Annotated in this window: 22 protein-coding genes; 21 read left to right on the top strand and 1 reads right to left on the bottom strand. The window is 47.5% G+C overall.

All coding sequences use genetic code 11. The features are described 5' to 3' along the window. The first annotated feature begins 205 nt into the window (after window positions 1-205). The 4 genes from rpoE (at window position 206) to GBH70_RS16670 (ending at window position 3,691) form a co-directional block, all read left to right on the top strand. A complete protein-coding gene (gene rpoE / locus GBH70_RS05515; protein ID WP_151680105.1) occupies window positions 206-787 on the top strand; it encodes a DNA-directed RNA polymerase subunit delta in 582 nt (193 codons plus the stop codon). A 36-nt stretch (window positions 788-823) separates the two neighbouring features. After that, window positions 824-1,075: a hypothetical protein gene (locus GBH70_RS05510; protein ID WP_151680104.1), complete on the top strand. Its 252-nt coding sequence runs from the start codon at window positions 824-826 to the stop codon at window positions 1,073-1,075. Between the two features lie 26 nt (window positions 1,076-1,101). Continuing rightward, entirely contained in the window at window positions 1,102-2,703 is a 1,602-nt protein-coding gene (gene pyrG / locus GBH70_RS05505; protein ID WP_151680103.1) for a CTP synthase, read from the top strand. A gap of 832 nt (window positions 2,704-3,535) precedes the next feature. Beyond that, window positions 3,536-3,691 carry a hypothetical protein gene (locus GBH70_RS16670; protein ID WP_172967448.1) on the top strand — a complete coding sequence of 52 codons (156 nt, stop codon included), beginning with the start codon at window positions 3,536-3,538 and terminating at the stop codon, window positions 3,689-3,691. 35 nt (window positions 3,692-3,726) lie between these two features. Here GBH70_RS16670 and GBH70_RS05500 read toward each other — a convergent pair whose 3' ends face one another. Next, window positions 3,727-4,311, bottom strand: a complete 585-nt coding sequence (locus tag GBH70_RS05500) for a DUF2529 family protein (RefSeq protein WP_253693526.1) — start codon at window positions 4,309-4,311, stop codon at window positions 3,727-3,729. A gap of 147 nt (window positions 4,312-4,458) precedes the next feature. Between GBH70_RS05500 and GBH70_RS05495 the strand changes: the two genes are divergently transcribed. The 17 genes from GBH70_RS05495 (at window position 4,459) to rpiB (ending at window position 20,263) form a co-directional block, all read left to right on the top strand. Continuing rightward, on the top strand, window positions 4,459-4,824 hold the full coding sequence (locus tag GBH70_RS05495) for a response regulator (protein WP_151680102.1): 366 nt from the start codon (window positions 4,459-4,461) through the stop codon (window positions 4,822-4,824). Between the two features lie 214 nt (window positions 4,825-5,038). Then, a complete protein-coding gene (locus tag GBH70_RS05490; protein WP_151680101.1) occupies window positions 5,039-5,896 on the top strand; it encodes a class II fructose-bisphosphate aldolase in 858 nt (285 codons plus the stop codon). A gap of 308 nt (window positions 5,897-6,204) precedes the next feature. Next, on the top strand, window positions 6,205-6,852 hold the full coding sequence (fsa, locus tag GBH70_RS05485) for a fructose-6-phosphate aldolase (protein WP_151680100.1): 648 nt from the start codon (window positions 6,205-6,207) through the stop codon (window positions 6,850-6,852). Window positions 6,853-7,061: 209 nt separating this feature from the next. Beyond that, the gene (murA, locus tag GBH70_RS05480; protein ID WP_151680099.1) at window positions 7,062-8,348 is read left to right on the top strand and encodes a UDP-N-acetylglucosamine 1-carboxyvinyltransferase; all 1,287 of its coding nucleotides are present in this window, start codon (window positions 7,062-7,064) and stop codon (window positions 8,346-8,348) included. 121 nt (window positions 8,349-8,469) lie between these two features. Continuing rightward, window positions 8,470-9,435, top strand: a complete 966-nt coding sequence (gene glpX, locus GBH70_RS05475; RefSeq protein WP_151680098.1) for a class II fructose-bisphosphatase — start codon at window positions 8,470-8,472, stop codon at window positions 9,433-9,435. Window positions 9,436-10,003: 568 nt separating this feature from the next. After that, a complete protein-coding gene (gene rho / locus GBH70_RS05470; RefSeq protein WP_151680097.1) occupies window positions 10,004-11,284 on the top strand; it encodes a transcription termination factor Rho in 1,281 nt (426 codons plus the stop codon). Between the two features lie 192 nt (window positions 11,285-11,476). Continuing rightward, the gene (rpmE, locus tag GBH70_RS05465; RefSeq protein WP_151680096.1) at window positions 11,477-11,677 is read left to right on the top strand and encodes a 50S ribosomal protein L31; all 201 of its coding nucleotides are present in this window, start codon (window positions 11,477-11,479) and stop codon (window positions 11,675-11,677) included. Between the two features lie 152 nt (window positions 11,678-11,829). Next, entirely contained in the window at window positions 11,830-12,402 is a 573-nt protein-coding gene (locus GBH70_RS05460) for a thymidine kinase (protein WP_151680095.1), read from the top strand. Window positions 12,403-12,468: 66 nt separating this feature from the next. Continuing rightward, on the top strand, window positions 12,469-12,843 hold the full coding sequence (locus tag GBH70_RS05455) for a hypothetical protein (protein ID WP_151680094.1): 375 nt from the start codon (window positions 12,469-12,471) through the stop codon (window positions 12,841-12,843). Window positions 12,844-12,982: 139 nt separating this feature from the next. Then, the gene (gene prfA, locus GBH70_RS05450; protein WP_151680093.1) at window positions 12,983-14,053 is read left to right on the top strand and encodes a peptide chain release factor 1; all 1,071 of its coding nucleotides are present in this window, start codon (window positions 12,983-12,985) and stop codon (window positions 14,051-14,053) included. Between the two features lie 11 nt (window positions 14,054-14,064). Beyond that, the gene (gene prmC, locus GBH70_RS05445) at window positions 14,065-14,916 is read left to right on the top strand and encodes a peptide chain release factor N(5)-glutamine methyltransferase (protein WP_172968282.1); all 852 of its coding nucleotides are present in this window, start codon (window positions 14,065-14,067) and stop codon (window positions 14,914-14,916) included. 88 nt (window positions 14,917-15,004) lie between these two features. Then, window positions 15,005-15,799 carry a stage II sporulation protein R gene (spoIIR, locus tag GBH70_RS05440; RefSeq protein ID WP_151680091.1) on the top strand — a complete coding sequence of 265 codons (795 nt, stop codon included), beginning with the start codon at window positions 15,005-15,007 and terminating at the stop codon, window positions 15,797-15,799. Window positions 15,800-15,996: 197 nt separating this feature from the next. Next, window positions 15,997-17,058, top strand: coding sequence for an L-threonylcarbamoyladenylate synthase (locus tag GBH70_RS05435; RefSeq protein ID WP_151680090.1), 1,062 nt, complete (start codon window positions 15,997-15,999; stop codon window positions 17,056-17,058). An 81-nt stretch (window positions 17,059-17,139) separates the two neighbouring features. Continuing rightward, window positions 17,140-17,688 (top strand): manganese efflux pump MntP, encoded by a 549-nt coding sequence (locus tag GBH70_RS05430; protein WP_151680089.1) that lies wholly within the window; start codon window positions 17,140-17,142, stop codon window positions 17,686-17,688. 131 nt (window positions 17,689-17,819) lie between these two features. Further along, window positions 17,820-18,260, top strand: a complete 441-nt coding sequence (locus tag GBH70_RS05425) for a low molecular weight protein arginine phosphatase (protein ID WP_151680088.1) — start codon at window positions 17,820-17,822, stop codon at window positions 18,258-18,260. Between the two features lie 11 nt (window positions 18,261-18,271). Further along, on the top strand, window positions 18,272-19,561 hold the full coding sequence (locus tag GBH70_RS05420) for a methyl-accepting chemotaxis protein (protein ID WP_151680087.1): 1,290 nt from the start codon (window positions 18,272-18,274) through the stop codon (window positions 19,559-19,561). A gap of 255 nt (window positions 19,562-19,816) precedes the next feature. Next, window positions 19,817-20,263, top strand: coding sequence for a ribose 5-phosphate isomerase B (gene rpiB / locus GBH70_RS05415; protein WP_151680086.1), 447 nt, complete (start codon window positions 19,817-19,819; stop codon window positions 20,261-20,263). Window positions 20,264-20,322 lie beyond the last annotated feature (59 nt).

Raw genomic sequence — 20,322 nt, 5'->3', positions numbered from 1 at the left:
TATTATTTTATCTTGCATACCGGCTGATCAGGAGCCCCGGCCATATGAAAGCACGGAATAAAAACAGCCGGAAAGGGACGCGGGGCTAGCATAAATGCCTGTATTTTGTATATAATGGTAAGTATGTTTTTTTAAAATCATGCAAAGGCATTGCCATTTTGCCTGCCATATACCAGTTTGATCAATTAGAAAGGGTGTGCGACGCTTGAGCTTGCGACAGTTGCCAAAAGAAGAGCTGAAGGAAATGTCTTTTATCGAGTTGGCGGAACAAATATTGGAAGAAAAAAAACAAACCATCTCCTTTCAAGATTTGCTTGCTGAAATCGGCGGAATTTTAGGCTTGCCAGATGAAGAATTGCGCAGTAAAATGATCCAGTTTTACACCGATTTAAATATTGACGGCAAATTTATTAGTCTTGGGGACAACAATTGGGGGCTCCGCGCCTGGTACCCGGTCGACCAAATTGATGAAGAAGTGACCCACACCGTCAAAACAAAACGGAAAAAGGCAAAAGATCCTGATGAAGACGATGATTATATCGATGAAGAAGACCTCGACTTCGATGATCTCGATGATATCGTTGAAGATGAAGACGATGAGTATGCCGATGAAGAAGAGGAAGATGAAGACTTGATCGATGAAGAAGACCTTGTCGATTCGGATGATTTCGATATTGATGAGGATAAAGAGGTCTTTGAGGACGAAGCGTTGCTTTCCGATGACGATTACGGAATTGCCGATGAAGACGAAGAAGATGAAGACTTTGATGATAAAGACAGAGATTAGGCTTGACTTCTTTTCGGGACAACGGTAGTATGTTATTTGGGCTCCTTTGAAAAGGACGGAATATCGCAAATCAATAAGCTCCCCCTTGCAATTTGTTTGCAAGAGGGGCTTTTTGTTTTTTATAAAACTGCAAACCCGCCCTTCAAAAAGCGGGGAGGCGCTCTCTTTAAAGGTTTTGTTTATGTTGCGGGACTCCCGGGAAAGCGCTTGGAGGGAAGGACCGCGTGTGTTGAAAGCGCGGAATTCGCGGCGATGGCGGATGAAGCGATAGGTTGTGGTGAACAATAAAGTTACATTACAGGAGGGGACAACACGTGACAAAATATATATTTGTAACAGGCGGGGTCGTTTCCTCGTTGGGAAAAGGGATTACCGCTGCGTCATTGGGGCGGCTTTTGAAAAACCGGGGGCTGAATATTACGATTCAAAAATTTGATCCGTATATCAACGTCGATCCGGGAACGATGAGTCCGTACCAGCACGGTGAAGTGTTCGTAACGGATGACGGAGCGGAAACAGACCTTGACCTCGGCCATTATGAACGTTTTATTGATATTAATTTAACGAAGTACAGCAGCGTGACAACCGGGAAGGTTTACTCGGAAGTCATCCGGAAAGAACGCCGCGGCGAGTATCTCGGCGGAACCGTGCAGGTTATCCCGCATATTACAAATGAAATAAAAGAACGCGTATTCCGCGCCGGCAAAGTGACCAACGCGGATGTAGTGATTACCGAAATCGGCGGTACGGTCGGCGATATTGAGTCGCTCCCGTTCCTGGAAGCGATCCGCCAAATCAAAACGGATGTCGGCATCGAAAATGTCATGTATATCCACTGCACGTTAATCCCGTACTTGAAAGCTTCGGGCGAACTGAAAACGAAGCCGACCCAGCACAGCGTGAAAGAACTGCGGAGCCTCGGGATTCAGCCGAATGTTATCGTCGTGCGGACGGAAAAGCCGATTTCGCAGGAAATGAAGGATAAACTTGCGCTGTTCTGCGATATTCAGCCGAATGAAGTTGTAGAGTGCATTGATGCCGATACTTTGTATGCCGTTCCGCTAATGCTGCAGGAACAAAAATTGGACCAGCTTGTTTGCGACCATTTAAAACTACAGTGCCCTGAAGCGGATATGTCCGAGTGGAAAGCCCTTGTCAACCGCGTAAGGAATCTTTCGAAGACGGTGAAAATTGCGCTTGTCGGCAAATATGTCACCCTGCAGGATGCGTATCTCTCCGTCGCTGAGGCGCTCAAACATGCCGGTTACCAGTTTGATGCGGACATTGATATCAACTGGATCAATGCCGAAGATGTCAATGAGAGAAATGTGGACGAACTGTTAAAAGACGCGGATGGCATTTTGGTGCCGGGTGGTTTCGGCGATCGCGGGATCGAAGGGAAAATCCTTGCGATTAAGTATGCGCGCGAAAACAAAATCCCGTTCCTCGGCATTTGCCTCGGTATGCAGTTGGCTTCGATTGAATATGCCCGCAATGTGCTTGGTTTGAAAGGTGCGCATTCTTCTGAAATCAACCCGGATACGCCTTATCCGATTATTGACCTTTTGCCGGAGCAAAAAGAAATTGAAGATCTTGGCGGTACTTTGCGCCTCGGGCTTTATCCTTGCAGGCTGGCAAAAAACTCCAAAGCGTATGAAGCATACCAGGATGAAGTCATTTATGAACGGCACCGCCACCGTTATGAATTTAATAACCAATTCCGCGAGCAAATGGAACATGCCGGTTTCGTCTTCTCCGGAACAAGCCCGGACGGCCGTTTGATTGAAATTATTGAACTTGAGGACCATCCTTGGTTTGTCGCATCCCAGTTCCATCCGGAATTCACATCGCGCCCGACGCGCCCGCAGCCGTTATTTAAAGGGTTTATTGAAGCGTCGATCAAAGCAAAACAATAAAAAAACCCTCGCTTGGGAAATAAAAATTCCCGGCGGGGGTTTTTTTTAGGCGCTTTGTCAAATTTTACCGTTGATTCTCGCGAAATTTGCTTTGCTCATCCCGTGTTGCGAGTTTCTTCAGTCAGGAACCACTCTCCCGGGTCCAGGCTCGCCTTCCCGCAGATTTTACGAGAATCAACAATGACCAATAATATAGCTTTCTTTTAAAAAATTTGACGGCCGCTTTCCCGACTTACTTTCTCACGTCTATATGATTTGAAGATTGATATCATCCGGAAGAAAAGTCTTCATCAATCAACGATGGAGGTGGAAGTGCCTGGATTCAAAAGTTTAGGTTATGTATATGTAGATGACGTGCAATTATTCGGACATAAGCTGAAGGTTCTGGCAAACGGCGATTCTCCGGAACCCCATCTTTACACAATAGATCTGCGTTTAAAGAAACTCGTGGGAGAAGAGCACGTTACAACCAATACAGAATCGGTCAACATTCCAAGGTAACAGAACTGAATCCACAAAAGCCGCATAATGGAATTGTCCTGCTGAAACAAAAGTTGGACAAAGGAAAAACGGTGGATCAGGCACTTGAAGTTTATGACTATCAGACTAGTACAAGCAGGAACATACGGCTTCCAAAATATTTTTCCGGAAACACGTCTGCAGAAAGCAGCTATTTTTACGGAAAATCAAGTGTTTATACAGCAGCTGTTTTGCCAAAAGGGGTACGGCTGCTTGAATATGATATCCGTACATTGCAAAAAAGCGTGATATCACCTTCCCGGCAGAGCAGGGCCCAAATACGGCTATAAAGATTAGGGGAGGAAAACTGTATGTGCTTGTTTTGGCACGAAAATCCGGGGGCCCGGTATACTTTTCCGCCTATGGAATTGCAAGCGGGAAATTGCTTTACAGTGGAAAAATCGGTCAGCCGCCAAAATCAAACGAAGACTGGAATATCGATGCAATTGATTTTGATTTAGGTGAATAAACGGAGGGACTCTTCACGGTTCCTCCGCCATTCTTTTAATCCTCGTAATCCGCCATCATTTCGTCAATCGCAAACTGCAGCCCGTAATAAATAAACGTCGCCGCCATTGTATCAGCAAAGCCGACCCTACCGCCGTTTTCCCCTGGAATCAGCCCTCTTGCCACGTGCGTTTGGATAAACACATCGGAAAGGGACTCCAAATCTTCGCCGTCTGTTTCCGTTTTTCCGGCAACAGCGATAAACGGAATGCCGCTGTCGTTCAGCTGTTTTGCCATTTCTGCTGCTTCCTTGTCATTGGAAAAACGGGTAAGCAGCAAAACCCGGTCGGCATCGATGAGTTCTTCCAGTTTTTCAAGTTTTTTCGCGCACCGCAACGGTTCAGGGCCTTCCAATGCAAGCACTTCCACCGCCTGCATTTCCTTCCAACCTTTTATATAAATATTTCCTTCCCCGACCGCCGCCTGTGCGAGCAGGCGTGCGCCGTCTTCCAGCGCATATTCTTCCGATTGCTGTATTTTTTGAAAAATTCCTGCACATTGCGTTGAGAACATTTTTAACATGTTTTGCCATTCCCTCCAATGGGTAAATAAATGCAGCACCATCACCCGGTATATGGTCATTTCTTTATTTTACCACTTGTAAAAGAAGGAAAAAAACAATCCGAAAGAGAAATAATTTGTTATATCATAAAGACAAGGGGAAAAATTTTTCTGAGAGCCAAAAATACATAAAGATTTTGTTTAAATGTCATGTGACGGAGGGGAAAAATGAGAAAGCCTAATATTTTAATCGTCGACGATCAATTTGGGATCCGGATTTTGCTGACGGAAGTACTGCAGAAAGAGGGGTATGAGACTTTTCAGGCGGCAAACGGTGCCCAGGCGCTTGACCTCGCCGCAAATCGGGAAATTGATTTGGTCCTTTTGGATATGAAAATCCCCGGCATGAACGGCATTGAAATTTTAAAAAGGCTGAAAGAAATGAAACCGGATATCCGCGTGATTATCATGACGGCTTACGGGGAATTGGACATGATAGAGGAAGCGAAAGACTTTGGGGCGTTGAATCACTTTGCGAAGCCTTTTGACATTGATGATATCCGGGAAGCTGTGCAAAAATATTTGGCTATGTAAGCGGATAATGTGAAAAAAGTCTCAAACCAAAAAATTTTGATAATTTTATTTCTTTTCCCGGACAAATAAAGTTCATTGGTAAATCCTAGTTTTGTTTGATATGATGGATAAGAAATTATCAATATACAAGTATGAAGTTAAAAAGATTGTTTATTATAAAAATGAATTATTATCCCGGCAATCTTTTTAACTCAAATGATAAGGAGGAAAACCCATGCCTTTAGTTTCGATGACTGAAATGCTCAATAAAGCAAAAGAAGGGAAATATGCAGTAGGCCAATTCAACGTAAACAACCTTGAATATGCCCAAGCTATTCTTCAAGCAGCAGAAGAAGAAAAATCTCCAGTGATTCTCGGGGTTTCCGAAGGAGCGGGCCGTTACATGAGCGGCTTCAAAACCGTAGTAAAAATGGTTGAGGGCTTAATGGAAGACCTGAACATCACTGTTCCGGTTGCGATCCATCTTGACCACGGTTCCACTGTTGAAAACTGCAAAAAAGCGATTGATGCAGGTTTCACTTCCGTTATGATCGACGCTTCCCACCATCCATTTGAAGAAAACGTCAAAATCACTTCCGAAGTGGTTGAATATGCCCATGCCCACGGCGTATCCGTTGAAGCGGAATTAGGTACTGTCGGCGGCCAGGAAGACGATGTTGTCGGCAAAGGCATCATCTATGCAGATCCGGAAGAATGCCGGAAATTAGTAGAAGCAACAAAAATTGATGCCTTGGCTCCTGCGCTTGGTTCTGTACACGGCCCTTACCATGGAGAACCAAACCTCGGCTTCAAAGAAATGGAAGAAATCAGCAAAATCACCGGTATGCCGTTAGTGCTCCACGGCGGGACAGGCATTCCTGAAGACGACATCAAAAAAGCCATTTCTTTAGGAACTGCGAAAATCAACGTAAACACGGAAAACCAAATTGCTTCCGCAAAAACAGTCCGCGAAGTATTGGCTGCTAATCCGGATTTGTACGATCCGCGTAAATATCTCGGGCCTGCACGTGAAACCATTAAACAGACCGTTATCGGCAAAATCCGCGAATTCGGTTCTAACCAAAAAGCATAATGCTTTGAGGAAAAGAAGGTCTGGCGCTGTCCAAGCGTGCCGGGCCTTTTTTGCTTTATGTTAAAAGGCAGGGTATGGTGAATCATCGCGGAATTTGCCTGTGTTTCCCTCAGATTTCTTGGTAATGCCGTTATGAAAATGAACAGCACCCATCCGAATTTTTATCCCTTTTTGCAGGGAAACGGTGCATCCGTGTCCAATACATACCGGTGTGGAAAAAACGGGTTTGTTTTTCTGAACTTTCTTTTAGTTTCGTGGTATATTTGTATTGGGTACATAAGAACTGATCAAAGGAGCTGTGAGGAAACATGAAATTTTTTATCGACACCGCCAATTTCGAGGAAATTAAAGCTGCAAATGAATGGGGGATTTTATCCGGTGTAACGACCAACCCATCGCTTGTCGCAAAAGAGAATGTTTCTTTCCACGAACGTTTAAGAGAAATCACGGCTTTGGTGCCCGGTTCTGTAAGCGCTGAAGTCGTCTCCGAGGATGCGGAAGGGATGTTAAAAGAAGGGAGAGAGCTTTCGGCGATTGCCCCGAATATTACCATCAAAGTTCCGATGACGCCAGAAGGGCTGAAAGCGGTCCACCAGTTTTCGCAGGAAGGCATCCGTACAAACGTGACCCTCATTTTCAGCAGCAACCAGGCATTGCTGGCGGCAAGAGCCGGCGCTTCCTATGTTTCGCCGTTCCTTGGCAGGCTGGACGACATTGGGCATGACGGCATACGCCTGATCTCTGAAATTGCAGAAATCTTTTCCATCCACCATATCGATACGGAAATCATCGCCGCTTCCATCCGGCATCCGCAGCACATCACACAGGCGGCGCTGGCAGGGGCGCATATCGCAACGGTACCGTATAAAGTGCTCGTGCAGCTGTTCAAACACCCGCTGACAGATAAAGGGATTGAACAATTTACGCGCGATTGGAACAACCGTACGCAAAAATAAGGACGTGTTGTAGTAAATATTTGAAATTGTCCATGATTTCTTGCTTTCTCCGCAACGGTTTGATTTCTAGCCTTATAGGATATGCTGATGCTGGGATATGCACAATTCCCGGCAAGTTTTTTGGGAAATGGTTTATGTTGAATTGAATATGCGAAATATCGACAACGTTTGGGAACGACTTCTATACCCGTTAAGGAAGGGAGCTTAACATGGAAAAGCTAAAAATTGCAGGTGGATATCCCCTGAAAGGCACAATTAAAGTCAGCGGTGCAAAAAACAGTGCTGTTGCCCTTATTCCCGCAACAATACTGGCGGAATCCCCTGTAACAATAGAAGGCTTGCCTGAAATTTCCGATGTCCGGACTTTAACCGGTTTACTGGAAGAAATCGGGGGAAAGGTGATGGCACGGGATGGGAAAATTACGGTTGACCCCCGCCGTATGATTTCCATACCGTTGCCGAACGGTAAAGTCAAAAAACTTCGGGCTTCTTATTACTTGATGGGGGCCATGCTTGGAAGGTTCAAAAAGGCGGTCATCGGGCTGCCGGGCGGATGTCACCTGGGACCGCGCCCGATCGACCAGCATATCAAAGGTTTCGAAGCATTGGGCGCAAAAGTGACCAACGAACAGGGCGCGATTTACCTGCGGGCGGATGAGCTTGTTGGTGCGCGCATTTATTTGGATGTTGTAAGCGTCGGTGCGACGATTAACATTATGCTCGCGGCGGTGAAGGCAAAAGGCAGAACAGTGATCGAAAACGCGGCGAAAGAACCGGAAATTATTGATGTGGCAACGCTCCTGACCAATATGGGGGCAAAAATAAAAGGGGCTGGGACGGATGTGATCCGGATAGAAGGGGTTGAGCATTTGAGCGGCTGCCGGCATACAATTATCCCGGACCGCATTGAAGCTGGCACCTTTATGATTTTGGCGGCGGCAACGGGCGAAGGGGTGCTGATTGACAATGTCATCCCGCAGCACCTCGAATCGCTCACAGCCAAGCTCAGGGAAATGGGCGTCCCGGTTGAAACGGGAGATGAGCAGATTTTTATCGGAAAGCCGGACAAGTTGAAAGCCGTCGACATTAAAACGCTTGTTTACCCGGGATTTCCGACCGATCTGCAGCAGCCTTTTACGGCACTTCTGACAAAAGCAGAGGGCAGTTCTATTGTGACCGATACGATCTATTCCGCCCGGTTTAAACATATTGACGAGCTGCGCCGAATGAGCGCGAATATTAAAGTCGAAGGGCGCTCGGCGATTGTGAACGGCCCTGTCCGCCTGCAGGGTGCAAAAGTAAAAGCAAGCGATTTGCGCGCCGGAGCCGCCCTTGTCATTGCCGGCCTGATGGCAGACGGGATCACGGAAGTTACCGGTGTGGACCATATCGACCGGGGTTACAGCCATCTCGTTGAAAAACTAAATGGCCTTGGCGCCACCATTTGGCGGGAGGGTATGTCGCAAAAGGAGATTGAACATCTGGAAAATTCCTGAGCCGCCGGTTTTTCCATCCCCATAAAATTGATAAATATACCGTATACTGGGTAAATTGTGACACAATAATTTTGTAAATGTGATATACTAATTACAAACATCTATTTATGGGGGTAGTAAAATGGAAAGAAGTTTGTCAATGGAATTGGTTCGCGTTACAGAAGCGGCGGCGCTGGCATCAGCCAGATGGATGGGACGCGGATTGAAAGATGAAGCGGATGATGCTGCAACTTCCGCAATGCGCGATGTATTCGACACCATTCCAATGAAAGGGACAGTCGTCATTGGGGAAGGGGAGATGGATGAAGCGCCGATGCTGTATATCGGTGAAAAACTTGGAAATGGATACGGCCCCCGTGTGGATATTGCAGTAGACCCTTTGGAAGGAACCAATATCCTCGCATCCGGCGGCTGGAATGCGCTTAGTGTGCTTGCGGTTGCAGACCACGGGCATCTGCTCCATGCGCCGGATATGTATATGGATAAAATCGCGGTAGGTCCGGAAGCGGTTGGGATGATCGATATTGATGCACCGATCATCGATAACTTGAAGGCTGTGGCAAAAGCGAAAAACAAGGACATTGAGGATGTGGTGGCAACTGTTTTGAACAGGCCGCGCCATGAAGAAATTATTGCGCAGCTGCGTGCGGCCGGAGCCCGCATTAAACTGATCAATGACGGGGACGTGGCGGCTGCCATTAATACCGCCTTTGATCATACGGGCGTTGACATCTTATTTGGATCCGGTGGGGCGCCTGAGGGGGTCATTGCGGCTGTTGCGCTGAAATGCCTCGGCGGTGAAATCCAGGGACGGCTCTTGCCGCAAAATGATGCGGAATATGAGCGCTGTCTCAGCATGGGGCTTGATGTAAACAAAGTGTTAAGGATGGACGACCTTGTTTGCGGCGATGATGCCATTTTTGCGGCAACGGGCGTCACGGACGGGGAACTGCTGCGCGGCGTCCAGTTCAAGGGCCCGTATGGATCGACGCATTCTGTCGTCATGCGCGCCAAGTCCGGGACGGTGCGTTTTATTGATGGCCAGCACAGCTTGAAAAAGAAACCGAATCTCGTCATTAAAGCGTAACCCTGGGCGGATAGCGGGTTTCAGGAAACTTTAAGGGCGTGCACCCGAAAAAACGGGACAAGCCGGGGCCTTATGGATCGCCATTCCCCTATTTTACAGGCACGGAATTGCGGCCATTAAAGCGCCTTTTTTATCAAAGGAGCGCGCCCCGCTTTCTGCCAAAAGATTTTCAACATCTCCCTCCTTTTTTGTTGATTTTCCCCGCTGGTAGGGTTACAATAAATGCGGCTTAATTCATGCATTTTTATTCATGTATTATTCAAAATGATTCGTCTTCTATTTCTTCCGTACACGGTGCGGCTCCATAGATATAAGTGCTGCAAAACGGCCTCTTTGCAGCCGGCTCATGTCTTCTATTAAGAGCAAAACTGTGGATACTCATCTTGCCTTCACATTCCTTTATCGGTAGGTATGTTCATTTCCATTTGTATTACGTTCATCTATAAGACGTTGGGGACAAAACACGGATTTCGTATGATTTCGTTTGAATACAGGCAATATTAAAGAAGCGGAAGAAATGCGCTGCATTGCTCTACCCGTACGGAAATTTAAAAAGTGTGGTGTTTATATGGAAGGTTTATCGATTTCAAGTTTGGAGAATATGACGTTAAAAGAGCTTTATGCTCTGGCAAGGGAGTATAAAGTTTCCTACTATAGCAAACTGACGAAGAAAGAATTAATTTTTGCAATTTTAAAAGCCCGGGCAGAGCAAGAAGGCTATTTTTTTATGGAAGGCGTGCTGGAAATCATCCAATCGGAAGGCTTTGGGTTCTTGCGGCCGATTAATTACTCCCCCAGCTCGGAAGACATCTACATTTCCGCATCGCAAATCCGCCGCTTCGATTTAAGAAACGGAGATAAAGTTTCGGGAAAAGTCCGGCCTCCTAAAGAAAACGAACGTTATTACGGCCTGTTGCATGTCGAAGCGGTAAACGGGGAAAACCCTGAGACGGCCAAGGAACGGGTCCATTTTCCGGCATTAACACCGTTATACCCGAACCGGCAGATTGTCCTTGAAACGTCTCCCGAAAAGCTGTCCACCCGGATTATGGATTTAATTACACCGGTCGGTTTCGGGCAGCGCGGATTAATTGTTGCGCCTCCGAAAGCCGGGAAAACGATGCTTTTAAAGGAAATTGCCAACTCCATCACGATCAACCATCCTGAAACGGAATTGATTGTCCTTTTGATCGATGAACGGCCGGAAGAAGTGACAGATATTGAACGTTCCGTGCAGGCGGATGTGGTCAGCTCCACTTTTGATGAAGTGCCGGAAAACCATATTAAAGTCGCGGAACTTGTGCTGGAGAGGGCAATGCGTCTTGTCGAGCACAAGCGGGATGTCGTGATTTTGATGGACAGCATTACGCGCTTGGCACGCGCCTATAACCTCGTAATCCCGCCGAGCGGGCGCACGCTCTCAGGGGGGATTGACCCTGCTGCGTTCCACCGCCCGAAACGGTTCTTCGGTGCGGCCCGCAATATCGAAGAAGGGGGCAGCCTGACGATTTTGGCCACCGCCCTTGTCGATACCGGATCGCGCATGGATGATGTCATTTACGAAGAATTTAAAGGGACGGGGAATATGGAACTTCATCTTGACCGCTCGCTGGCGGAAAAACGCATATTCCCGGCGATCGACATCCGGCGTTCCGGGACACGGAAAGAAGAGCTGCTACTGCCGAAAGACCATTTGGAAGTATTGTGGGCGATCCGCAAATCGATGTCCGATTCTCCGGATTTTGTTGAGAAATTCCTGCGCAGGCTGAAACAATCGAAATCAAACGAGGAGTTTGTGGATATGATTAAGTCGGAATTGAAAGCTGCCCCCGCCAAGAAAATTTTATAATCCTATTGCTGCCGGCCACCCGCGGGGCAATAGGGAAAATAAGGAAAACGTTTTTTGATTTGCAATGTTGCATTTCATTCTTGGAATTGCTATAATAATCACAGTTTGTTTGTGGGATTTTCCGGGTTTTTGGCCCGTAAAAACCATAGAACTCTGTTTCGTAATGACTCAGGGCTGAAGGAGATGAAAAGAATGAAAGCTGGAATTCATCCGGAATACAAAAAAGTAATGGTCAAATGCGCATGCGGAAATGAATTTGAAAGTGGTTCTGTAAAAGATGAGCTCCGCGTGGAAGTATGTTCCGAATGCCATCCATTCTATACAGGACGCCAAAAATTCGCGACTGCTGCCGGACGCGTTGACCGCTTCAATAAAAAATACGGCCTTAAATAAGCAATTCAATGAAAAACAGGCGATGAACGTTTGCCTGTTTTTTTTATGGAACAAGCTCTGTGGATATTCGCGAATAAGTGGGGGATCGGTCGGGAGAGGTATGCCGGCGCCCTGAGCGGACAACATTGTTCAAAGAATAAGGAGCGAGAACGATGGCGCAATTATTTTTCAAATACGGTGCAATGAACAGCGGGAAATCGATTGAAATTTTGAAAGTGGCCCATAACTATGAAGAACAGAACAAAACTGTCCTGATTTTTACATCGGGAATCGACACGCGTGATGAAGTCGGGTATGTTTCAAGCAGGATCGGCTTGCGGCGTAAGGCCATTCCGATTTTCAATGATACGGATATTTTTGATACGGTGAAACAATACCGGCCGCAGCCTTACTGTGTTTTAATTGATGAAGTGCAGTTTTTGAAAAAAGGCCATGTGCTGCAGCTTGCCCGGATTGTCGATGAGCTGAATATACCGGTTATGGGCTTCGGTCTGAAAAACGATTTTCAAAATGAGCTATTTGAAGGAAGCAAATATATGCTTTTATACGCGGACAAGATCGAAGAAATGAAGACGATCTGCTGGTTTTGCGAGAGAAAAGCAACGATGAATCTGCGTGTTGATGAAAACGGGAAACCGGTGTATACGGGGGATCAGATCCAGATCGGGGGAAATGACACGTATTATCCGGTCTGCCGCAAATGCCACGAGCATCCGCCGATTTAGTTTTGCCGTTTTGTAAATAAACCGCCTCCCATGCGGGAAACCTATCTGGCAGGGAGGTGTTTTTTTATGGCAAAACGGCTAATTTGCCTGTTCCTGATTGCCTCACTTGCAGGCTGTTTCGAGGAAAGCAGGGATGATGCCAAGCCGCACCCGATTGAAACGAGACAACTAAGCACAACGGAAAAGGGCGGGCATGTGAATCAAAATGATGATAGATCTTCCGTTACTGCCGATATTCAAAAGGCCAAGGAAGCCGTATGGAAAATGAACGGATACATACCGCATTCCGTTTTCATTAACGGGAAAGATATGTGGGTGAACGTCCACACCGAATACACACTGAACCACCGGGAGAGGATGGAAAAAGAAAGTGAAATCCGGGACAGGCTTTTGAAAATTCTGCCCCGGTATGACATCCATGTCAAAATCGATGTGAAGTAGCTTTTCCCGGTTTTCCCCCACCGGGTTTCGCTTTAAGTTTTCCATTGCGTATACTATAATAAATTTGGTATGCTGTTAGCCGGCTCTAAACGGGCCGTCGGGCGGAAACGGAAAAAGTAGTGAAATGAGGTGGGGTTCGATGTTCGATCGGCTGCAGACCGTGGAAAATCGGTACGAAAAGCTGAATGAGCTTTTAAGCGATCCTGATATCGTGAATGACCCAAAAAAATTAAGAGAGTATTCGAAAGAACAGTCGGATATACAGGAAACCGTGCAAGTTTACCGTGAATATAAAGAAGTGAAAAAGCAGCTCCGGGATGCCAAGTCTCTTCTGAAGGAAAAACTCGACCCCGAAATGAAGGATATGGTGAAGGAAGAAATCAATGATCTGGAGCATAAAATTTCAGAATACGAAGAACGCCTAAAAATTCTTCTCCTGCCGAAAGACCCGAATGACGAAAAGAACGTGATTGTGGAAATCCGCGGGGCGGCCGGCGGGGATGAAGCGGCATTGTTTGCGGGTGACCTGTACCGCATGTATACCCGCTATGCCGAGTCGCAAGGTTGGAAAATCGATGTGATTGAAGCCAATGTAACAGGGATCGGCGGCTATAAAGAAATTATTTTTATGGTGAACGGAAAAGGGGCTTACTCCAAGCTGAAATTTGAAAACGGCGCGCACAGGGTGCAGCGTGTGCCGGAAACGGAATCGGGAGGCCGCATCCACACATCGACCGCAACGGTTGCGGTTTTACCGGAAGCCGAAGAAGTTGAAGTGGAAATTAACGAAAAAGATGTCCGGGTTGATACGTTTGCATCGAGCGGTCCGGGCGGGCAGAGCGTCAACACGACGATGTCGGCTGTCCGCCTGACCCACATTCCAACCGGGATTGTCGTTTCCTGCCAAGATGAAAAATCGCAGATCAAAAACAAGGAAAAGGCGATGAAAGTGCTGCGCGCCCGTATTTATGACAAATACCAGCAGGAGGCGCAGGCGGAATATGATGCCAACCGGAAATCCGCCGTCGGGACGGGTGACCGTTCCGAACGGATCCGCACGTATAATTTTCCGCAAAACCGCGTGACGGACCATAGAATCGGTTTAACGATCCAAAAGCTCGACCAGGTGCTGGAGGGGAAACTCGATGAAATCATTGATGCTCTCATTCTCGATGACCAGTCGAAAAAGCTGGAAAGTGTGAATGACTGATGGAAAGCCCGATGAAAGTATATGAAGCCTTGCAGTGGGCTTCTTCTTTTTTAACGGAAAACGGCCGCGATGCGAATGCCGGCGAACTGTTGCTGGAACATTTTTTGCAAATGGACCGCACCCGCCTGCTTTCGAACTTAAGGATGGTTTTGCCGGAAGAAGTGCAGGAGAATTTCCGGAAAGCGGCGGAGGCCCATGCACAAGGGGTTCCGGTCCAGCACATTACGGGGTATGAGTATTTTTACGGGCGCAAATTTATCGTCAATCGTGATGTGCTCATCCCGCGCCCTGAAACAGAGGAACTGGTCCAAGGCGCCATCGAAAGGATCCGGCGGCATTTCGGGAAAAACCGGTGCCTTAAACTTGCGGATATCGGAACGGGAAGCGGCATTATTGCGATTACCATGAAATTGGAGTGCCCCAATCTTTCCGTGAGCGCCTCCGATATTTCGGAAAAAGCGCTGCGGGTGGCAAAAAAAAATGCAAAAGCACTGCGAGCGGATGCCCGGTTTATTCAAGGCGATCTGCTCCGGCCTTTTTTGGCGCGCGGCGAAACTTTCGATATTATTTTATCCAATCCCCCGTATATCCCGAAACGTGACCGGACATCTTTATCGGTTGTTGTCAAAGACCATGATCCCGAAACGGCTTTGTTTGGCGGAGAAGACGGGCTTGATTATTACCGCCGTTTTATGGAAGAGCTTCCGCAGGCGTTAAATGGGAGTGCGCTTGTAGGGTTTGAAATTGGCTCGGGGCAGGGGGATCGTGTTTCTGGCCTCCTCCGCGCGGCTTTCCCTGGCAGCCGGGTGGAGACGGTGCGCGACATTAACGGGCATGAGCGGATGGTGTTTTGCATGAAATAACAGACTCCCCGCCGATTTTTTTCAGATTGATAGTTTAAAATCTCATTTTCTTGTCCACAATGTGGATACGAAGGGACGGGGGAAGAAAATGAGAAGAAAAACGATTGTTTCGTTATATATTGTGATGTTATCCATTGCAACGATCTTAAGTTTATATGCGCCGAAACAAAAAGCGGCCGCAACGGATACGGTCGTCATTCCGAAAGATGCGATCCGGCTGAGAATACTGGCGAACAGCGACAAGCCGGAAGACCAGGCGGTAAAAAGGAAAATCCGTGATGAAGTGAATGCGGAAATCACCAAATGGGTGGGAAATTTAACATCCAAGGATGAGGCCGAAAAAGTCATCCGCTCCCATTTACCGGATATTGAAAGGATCGCCAAACGGGTGATAGCGGAAGAACGGATGAACCAATCTGTAAAGGTGGAGCTCGGGAAAGTGGCTTTTCCTACGAAACTGTACGGACAATATTTATATCCGGCCGGAAAATATGAAGCGGTTTTGATTACGCTCGGGAAAGGGCAGGGCGCCAATTGGTGGTGTGTCCTCTACCCGCCGCTTTGCTTCCTCGATTTTCCAAACGGAGTTGCAGTGGAAGGCGGTTTTGAGGAAAAACCTAAGGAAACAGGGAAGAATACGAAGGTAGCTGAACCGGCGGCGCACGCCGAAAAACCTGCAGGCGATACAGCGGTTAAAAAAACAAAAACTGCCAAAAGCGGGAATGAAGCCGCGCCTGAAAAGACAGATAATCACGAAGACAAGAAGTCCGTCCGTAAAGAAACGAAACACGAAGGGCGCAGCGGGCAATCCGTTTACATGAGTGAGAACGACGAAGTGAAGAAAAAATTGTTGGTTGTGGAAATCATTAAGAAATTGTTTTAACATTTGCCGGCCTGCGCTGTGGAAAAATTAGGAGTGCTTCCGGAAATAGACTAATTATCAACAGAATGAAGAGTATTATCCACAAGATGTGGATAATACTTGTTTCATTTCTCACATTTTTGTATACTTGCGGGGAGAAAGCTTGTTAAATAAATATCTTAACGGGGTTTGCGATCCGATGAAGAAAGGTGAAAGTTATGGATACAAAATATTGGTTTGTGGATAAAACTGTGGAAAATCTCCAATCTTATCCACAACTTGTGGAAGCAGCACAATTGTTAAAAGAGAAGCAAGCTGTAGCATTTCCGACTGAAACGGTGTACGGTTTGGGAGCTGATGCGACTAGCGATGAAGCCGTCGATAAAATATACAAGGCGAAAGGCAGGCCGAGTGATAACCCGCTGATTGTCCATATTGCAGATGAGGTGCAGCTGGAAATGTTGGCGGAAGAAATTCCAGATATGGTGCGGGCGTTGATCAAAGCTTTTTGGCCCGGCCCGCTGACACTGATCCTGAAAGTAAAAAAAGGAAAATTATCGCAAAAAGTGACGGCCGGCCTTGATACGGTCGGGATCCGCATGCCGGCCCATCCTGTTGCACTTGCGCTCATCCGTCTCGCCGGGTTTCCGATTGCCGCCCCGAGCGCAAACCGTTCCGGCAAACCGAGCCCGACAACAGCCGGACATGTACGCCGCGATTTGGACGGCAAAATTGCCGGTATTGTGGACGGGGGAGAAACGGGTGTTGGGGTCGAGTCGACCGTGCTGGACTGCACAGCAGATACCCCTGTCATTTTGCGCCCGGGCGGCATTACGAAAGAACAACTTGAAGAGGTGATCGGGGAAGTTCAGCTTGATCCGGGGCTTGAAAATGAAAATGTTGCCCGCCCGAAAGCGCCCGGGATGAAATATACGCATTATGCGCCAAATGCGCCCGTTTACCTAGTCGACGGCGGGGTTCCGTTTATGCAGCGGTTGATTGATGAAAGGCGGGAAAATGGTGAAAATGTCGGTGCGGTGGTGACAGAAGAAACCGCCGGCGAAATCCGTGCCGATACCGTTGCGGTTTGCGGCAGGCGGTCTTCACTTGAGACGGTCGCACATCATCTGTACGATTCATTGCGCTCGTTTGACGATCAGGACGTAGATGTCATTTTTTGTGAGACTTTCCCGCGGAAAGGGATCGGGCAGGCCATTATGAACCGGCTCGAAAAAGCTGCCGGGCACCGTTTGATATCGGAAAATCCATCGGGAAGGTGAACATACGCATAGACTGCGCCTATTCTAAAACGCCTTGGACGTGCATATGCTGGATTAGGCACGTCCAAAGGGGGAAAGGGTATGGCAGTCATCGCAGAAGTGGTTACATTAGCGATTATGGCACTGGCACTCGGGATGGATGCTTTTTCGGTGAGTCTCGGCTTGGGGATGATGAAACCGAGGATGAGGCATATCTTTTACATAGGTTTGACGGTCGGGATTTTTCACGTGATTATGCCGTTTCTCGGGATCATTGCGGGGCAACTTTTATCCCATACATTTGGCATGTTTGCCCAGTATATCGGTGGCATTATGCTTGTTGTAATGGGCCTTCAGATGATTGTGTTTATATTTAAAAAAGAAAACGAATCGATGAGCCCCTCCGGCTGGGGAATTATCCTGTTTGCATTGAGTGTAAGTTTGGACAGTTTTTCTGTCGGGCTGTCACTTGGAATTTTCGGTGCACGGATGGCTGTGGTGATGATTTGTTTCGGGGCGGCGGCAACAGCATTAACCTGGCTCGGCCTGTTGATTGGAAGAAAATTCCATGTTTGGCTCGGCGCATACGGTGAAGCGCTCGGGGGAATGATTTTAATTATTTTCGGCGTTAAATTGCTTTTATCTGTTTAATACGTTGGGCAAGGACCTGGTTTCCAAGACGGATGCCGGGATTTTTTCGTGCGGGGAAGTTCAGCTTTGTATTCGGTGTCTTTTTTACTATAATATTAGTAGATAAAAATACCGGACAAGGAGGACGGGGGTTGAATATTCTTTTTGTTTGCACAGGGAATACATGCAGGAGTCCGATGGCAGAGGCGATCCTAAAGGCGAAGCAGCTGCCGGGCGTTGAAGTAAAATCAGCCGGCATTTTTGCATTGGAGGGAAGCGCCCTCTCAGCCCATACATACGAAGTGCTGAAGGAAAACGCGATTAAATTCCGCCATGCGGCCAAAAATCTTTCGGAAGAACTTGTGGATTGGGCGGATTATATTTTTACAATGACAAACGGCCATAAAGAAGCGGTGGCCGGGCGGTTTCCACGGGCCCGAAATAAAACGTTTACACTACTGGAATTTGCGGACGGCATCGGAGGTGATGTCGTGGATCCATACGGCGGCAGCCTCCAAATTTACAGAGCAACATATGGGCAATTGGACGGTTTAATCAATCGTTTGATTGAAAAATTAAAGCTGGGGAATTAGGGGCGAGTGTGTTGAAAGAAAGAAATTACAGATTCAGTTTGACGAAAAAAATCGTTTTGTTTGTCACCATTTTGTCTTTTATTACGTATACGTCCAGCGGCATTTTTATTTATGTGGTGTTTCCGTTCTTTTCAAATTCGATCAGCCAATCTTGGTTTATTGTGCTGACGCTTGCTTTAGGCATTATCTGGTCCGGGATTTTGAGTTATTTTGTGGCGCGTTTGATTGTTAAGCCGATGCGCAGGCTGGAAAGTGCGGCGATCAAAGCGAGCAGCGGGAATTTGCAGCATGAAGTTCCGGTGCCGAAATCCGGGGATGAAATCGAATCGTTGGCGTCCGCTTTCAATCGGATGATTGCCAATTTGCGGGAGATGGTCGCGCAAATTAACGGAAATGTGGAACATACAAAAGAAAAAGTGTCAGAAATCTCCAAAAAAACGGGGGTGGCCACAAACCAGGCCGAAAATATTAACCAGACGGTTGAAGAAATTTCCCTTGGGGCGGAACAATCTGCAGCGGCGACTCAATCCGCAGCCGATTTGGTGGAGGAAATATACCGGCTGGCTACAGAAGTCCGCGAAAAAGCGGATACTTGCAAACATTCGTCAGACCACATGCTTGGGGAGGTAAAAGCCAGCAAAGAGGCGATTGATTCATTGGTTACGGGCGTCGAGGAAATGACGAAAGAAAATGCGGCTTCCCTTGAGGCTGTCCACCGTCTCGCTGAAGATACGAAAAAAGTGGAAGATATTGTTTCTTTTGTCGGGGAAGTGGCGGCGCAAACCAATTTGCTGGCGTTAAATGCTTCCATTGAAGCGGCACGCGCGGGCGAACACGGTAAGGGGTTTGCTGTTGTGGCCAATGAGGTCAGGAAGCTGGCAGATGAAAGCGCCCAAGCGGTACAGGGCATTGCCGGCCTGATTCAGCATATTGAGGAGGAAGTCAGCCATGTCGTGGGACAAATCACCGTCCAGGTGCAAAATGCGAATGATGAAGCGGTGAAAGGGAAACAGGCCAATGAGGCGATGGGGCAAATGACGGACTCCATCCTGCTCGTGGCCGGGGCGGTGGACAATATCGCTTCATTGGCTAAAAACCAAATGGAGTCCATTCAGGAGGCCGCCCGGCAGTCGCAGGAAGTTGCGGCAATCGCCGAACAGACTTCCGCCGGGGCGAAAGAAGTCACATCGATCACAAATGAACAGGCCCATGTAATGGAGTCCATCGAAAAATTAGTCGGCCAGCTGGAACGGGATGCGGAGAAATTAAAGGGAAATATCGGCCGCTTTCAAATCCGGTGAATAAGATTTTAGGCTTTGTTCCGTTTTCTTTTTTATGGCGATATGCCAGAATAGAATTAGTTGATTTTGTTGGAGACTATGTTAACCGACAATGACGGCCGCAAAATTTGCAGGGTGCCTGGACGGGCCGGGCAGGATCCATCGGCTAGGGCGCTGCGGGAGTCTCACGGAGGCGGATTTCGCGGCCATCAACCATAAAATGTAACACAGCCTCATAATACTAGGGAAGGCGGAAATAAAACGAGGGGGAAAAACATGAAAGTTGCATTGGCATCAGACCATGGTGGAATGAATCTACGAAGGGAAATTGCAAGTTTGCTCGATTCATTGGGCGTGGAATACGAAGATTTTGGCTGTGAGTGTGAAGGTTCTGTAGATTATCCCGATTATGCGTTGCCGGTGGCCGAGAAAGTGGCAGAAGGTGAATTTGACCGGGGGATTCTTATCTGCGGCACCGGGATTGGCATGTGCATTTCAGCCAACAAAGTAAAAGGCATCCGCTGCGCGCTCGTCCACGATGTTTTCAGTGCAAAAGCCACGAGGGAGCATAATGATAGCAATGTGCTCGCCATGGGGGAAAGGGTAATCGGGCCCGGGCTTGCGCGTGAAATTGTGAAAACTTGGCTCGGGACATCGTTTGAAGGTGGCCGCCATGCGCGCAGGATTGAAAAAATATCGCAATACGAAGAAAAAAACGCATGATCATAATAGAGGTGTGAAGCGTTGAAATCAGATTTTAGCCAGTTGGAAGAACAGTTTAA

The organism is Weizmannia acidilactici (genome assembly GCF_008974225.1).
Classification (GTDB): Bacteria; Bacillota; Bacilli; order Bacillales; family Bacillaceae_C; genus Weizmannia; species Weizmannia acidilactici.
The sequence above is the reverse complement of the archived record's forward strand: the minus strand, read 5'-3'. Positions and strand labels throughout refer to the sequence as shown.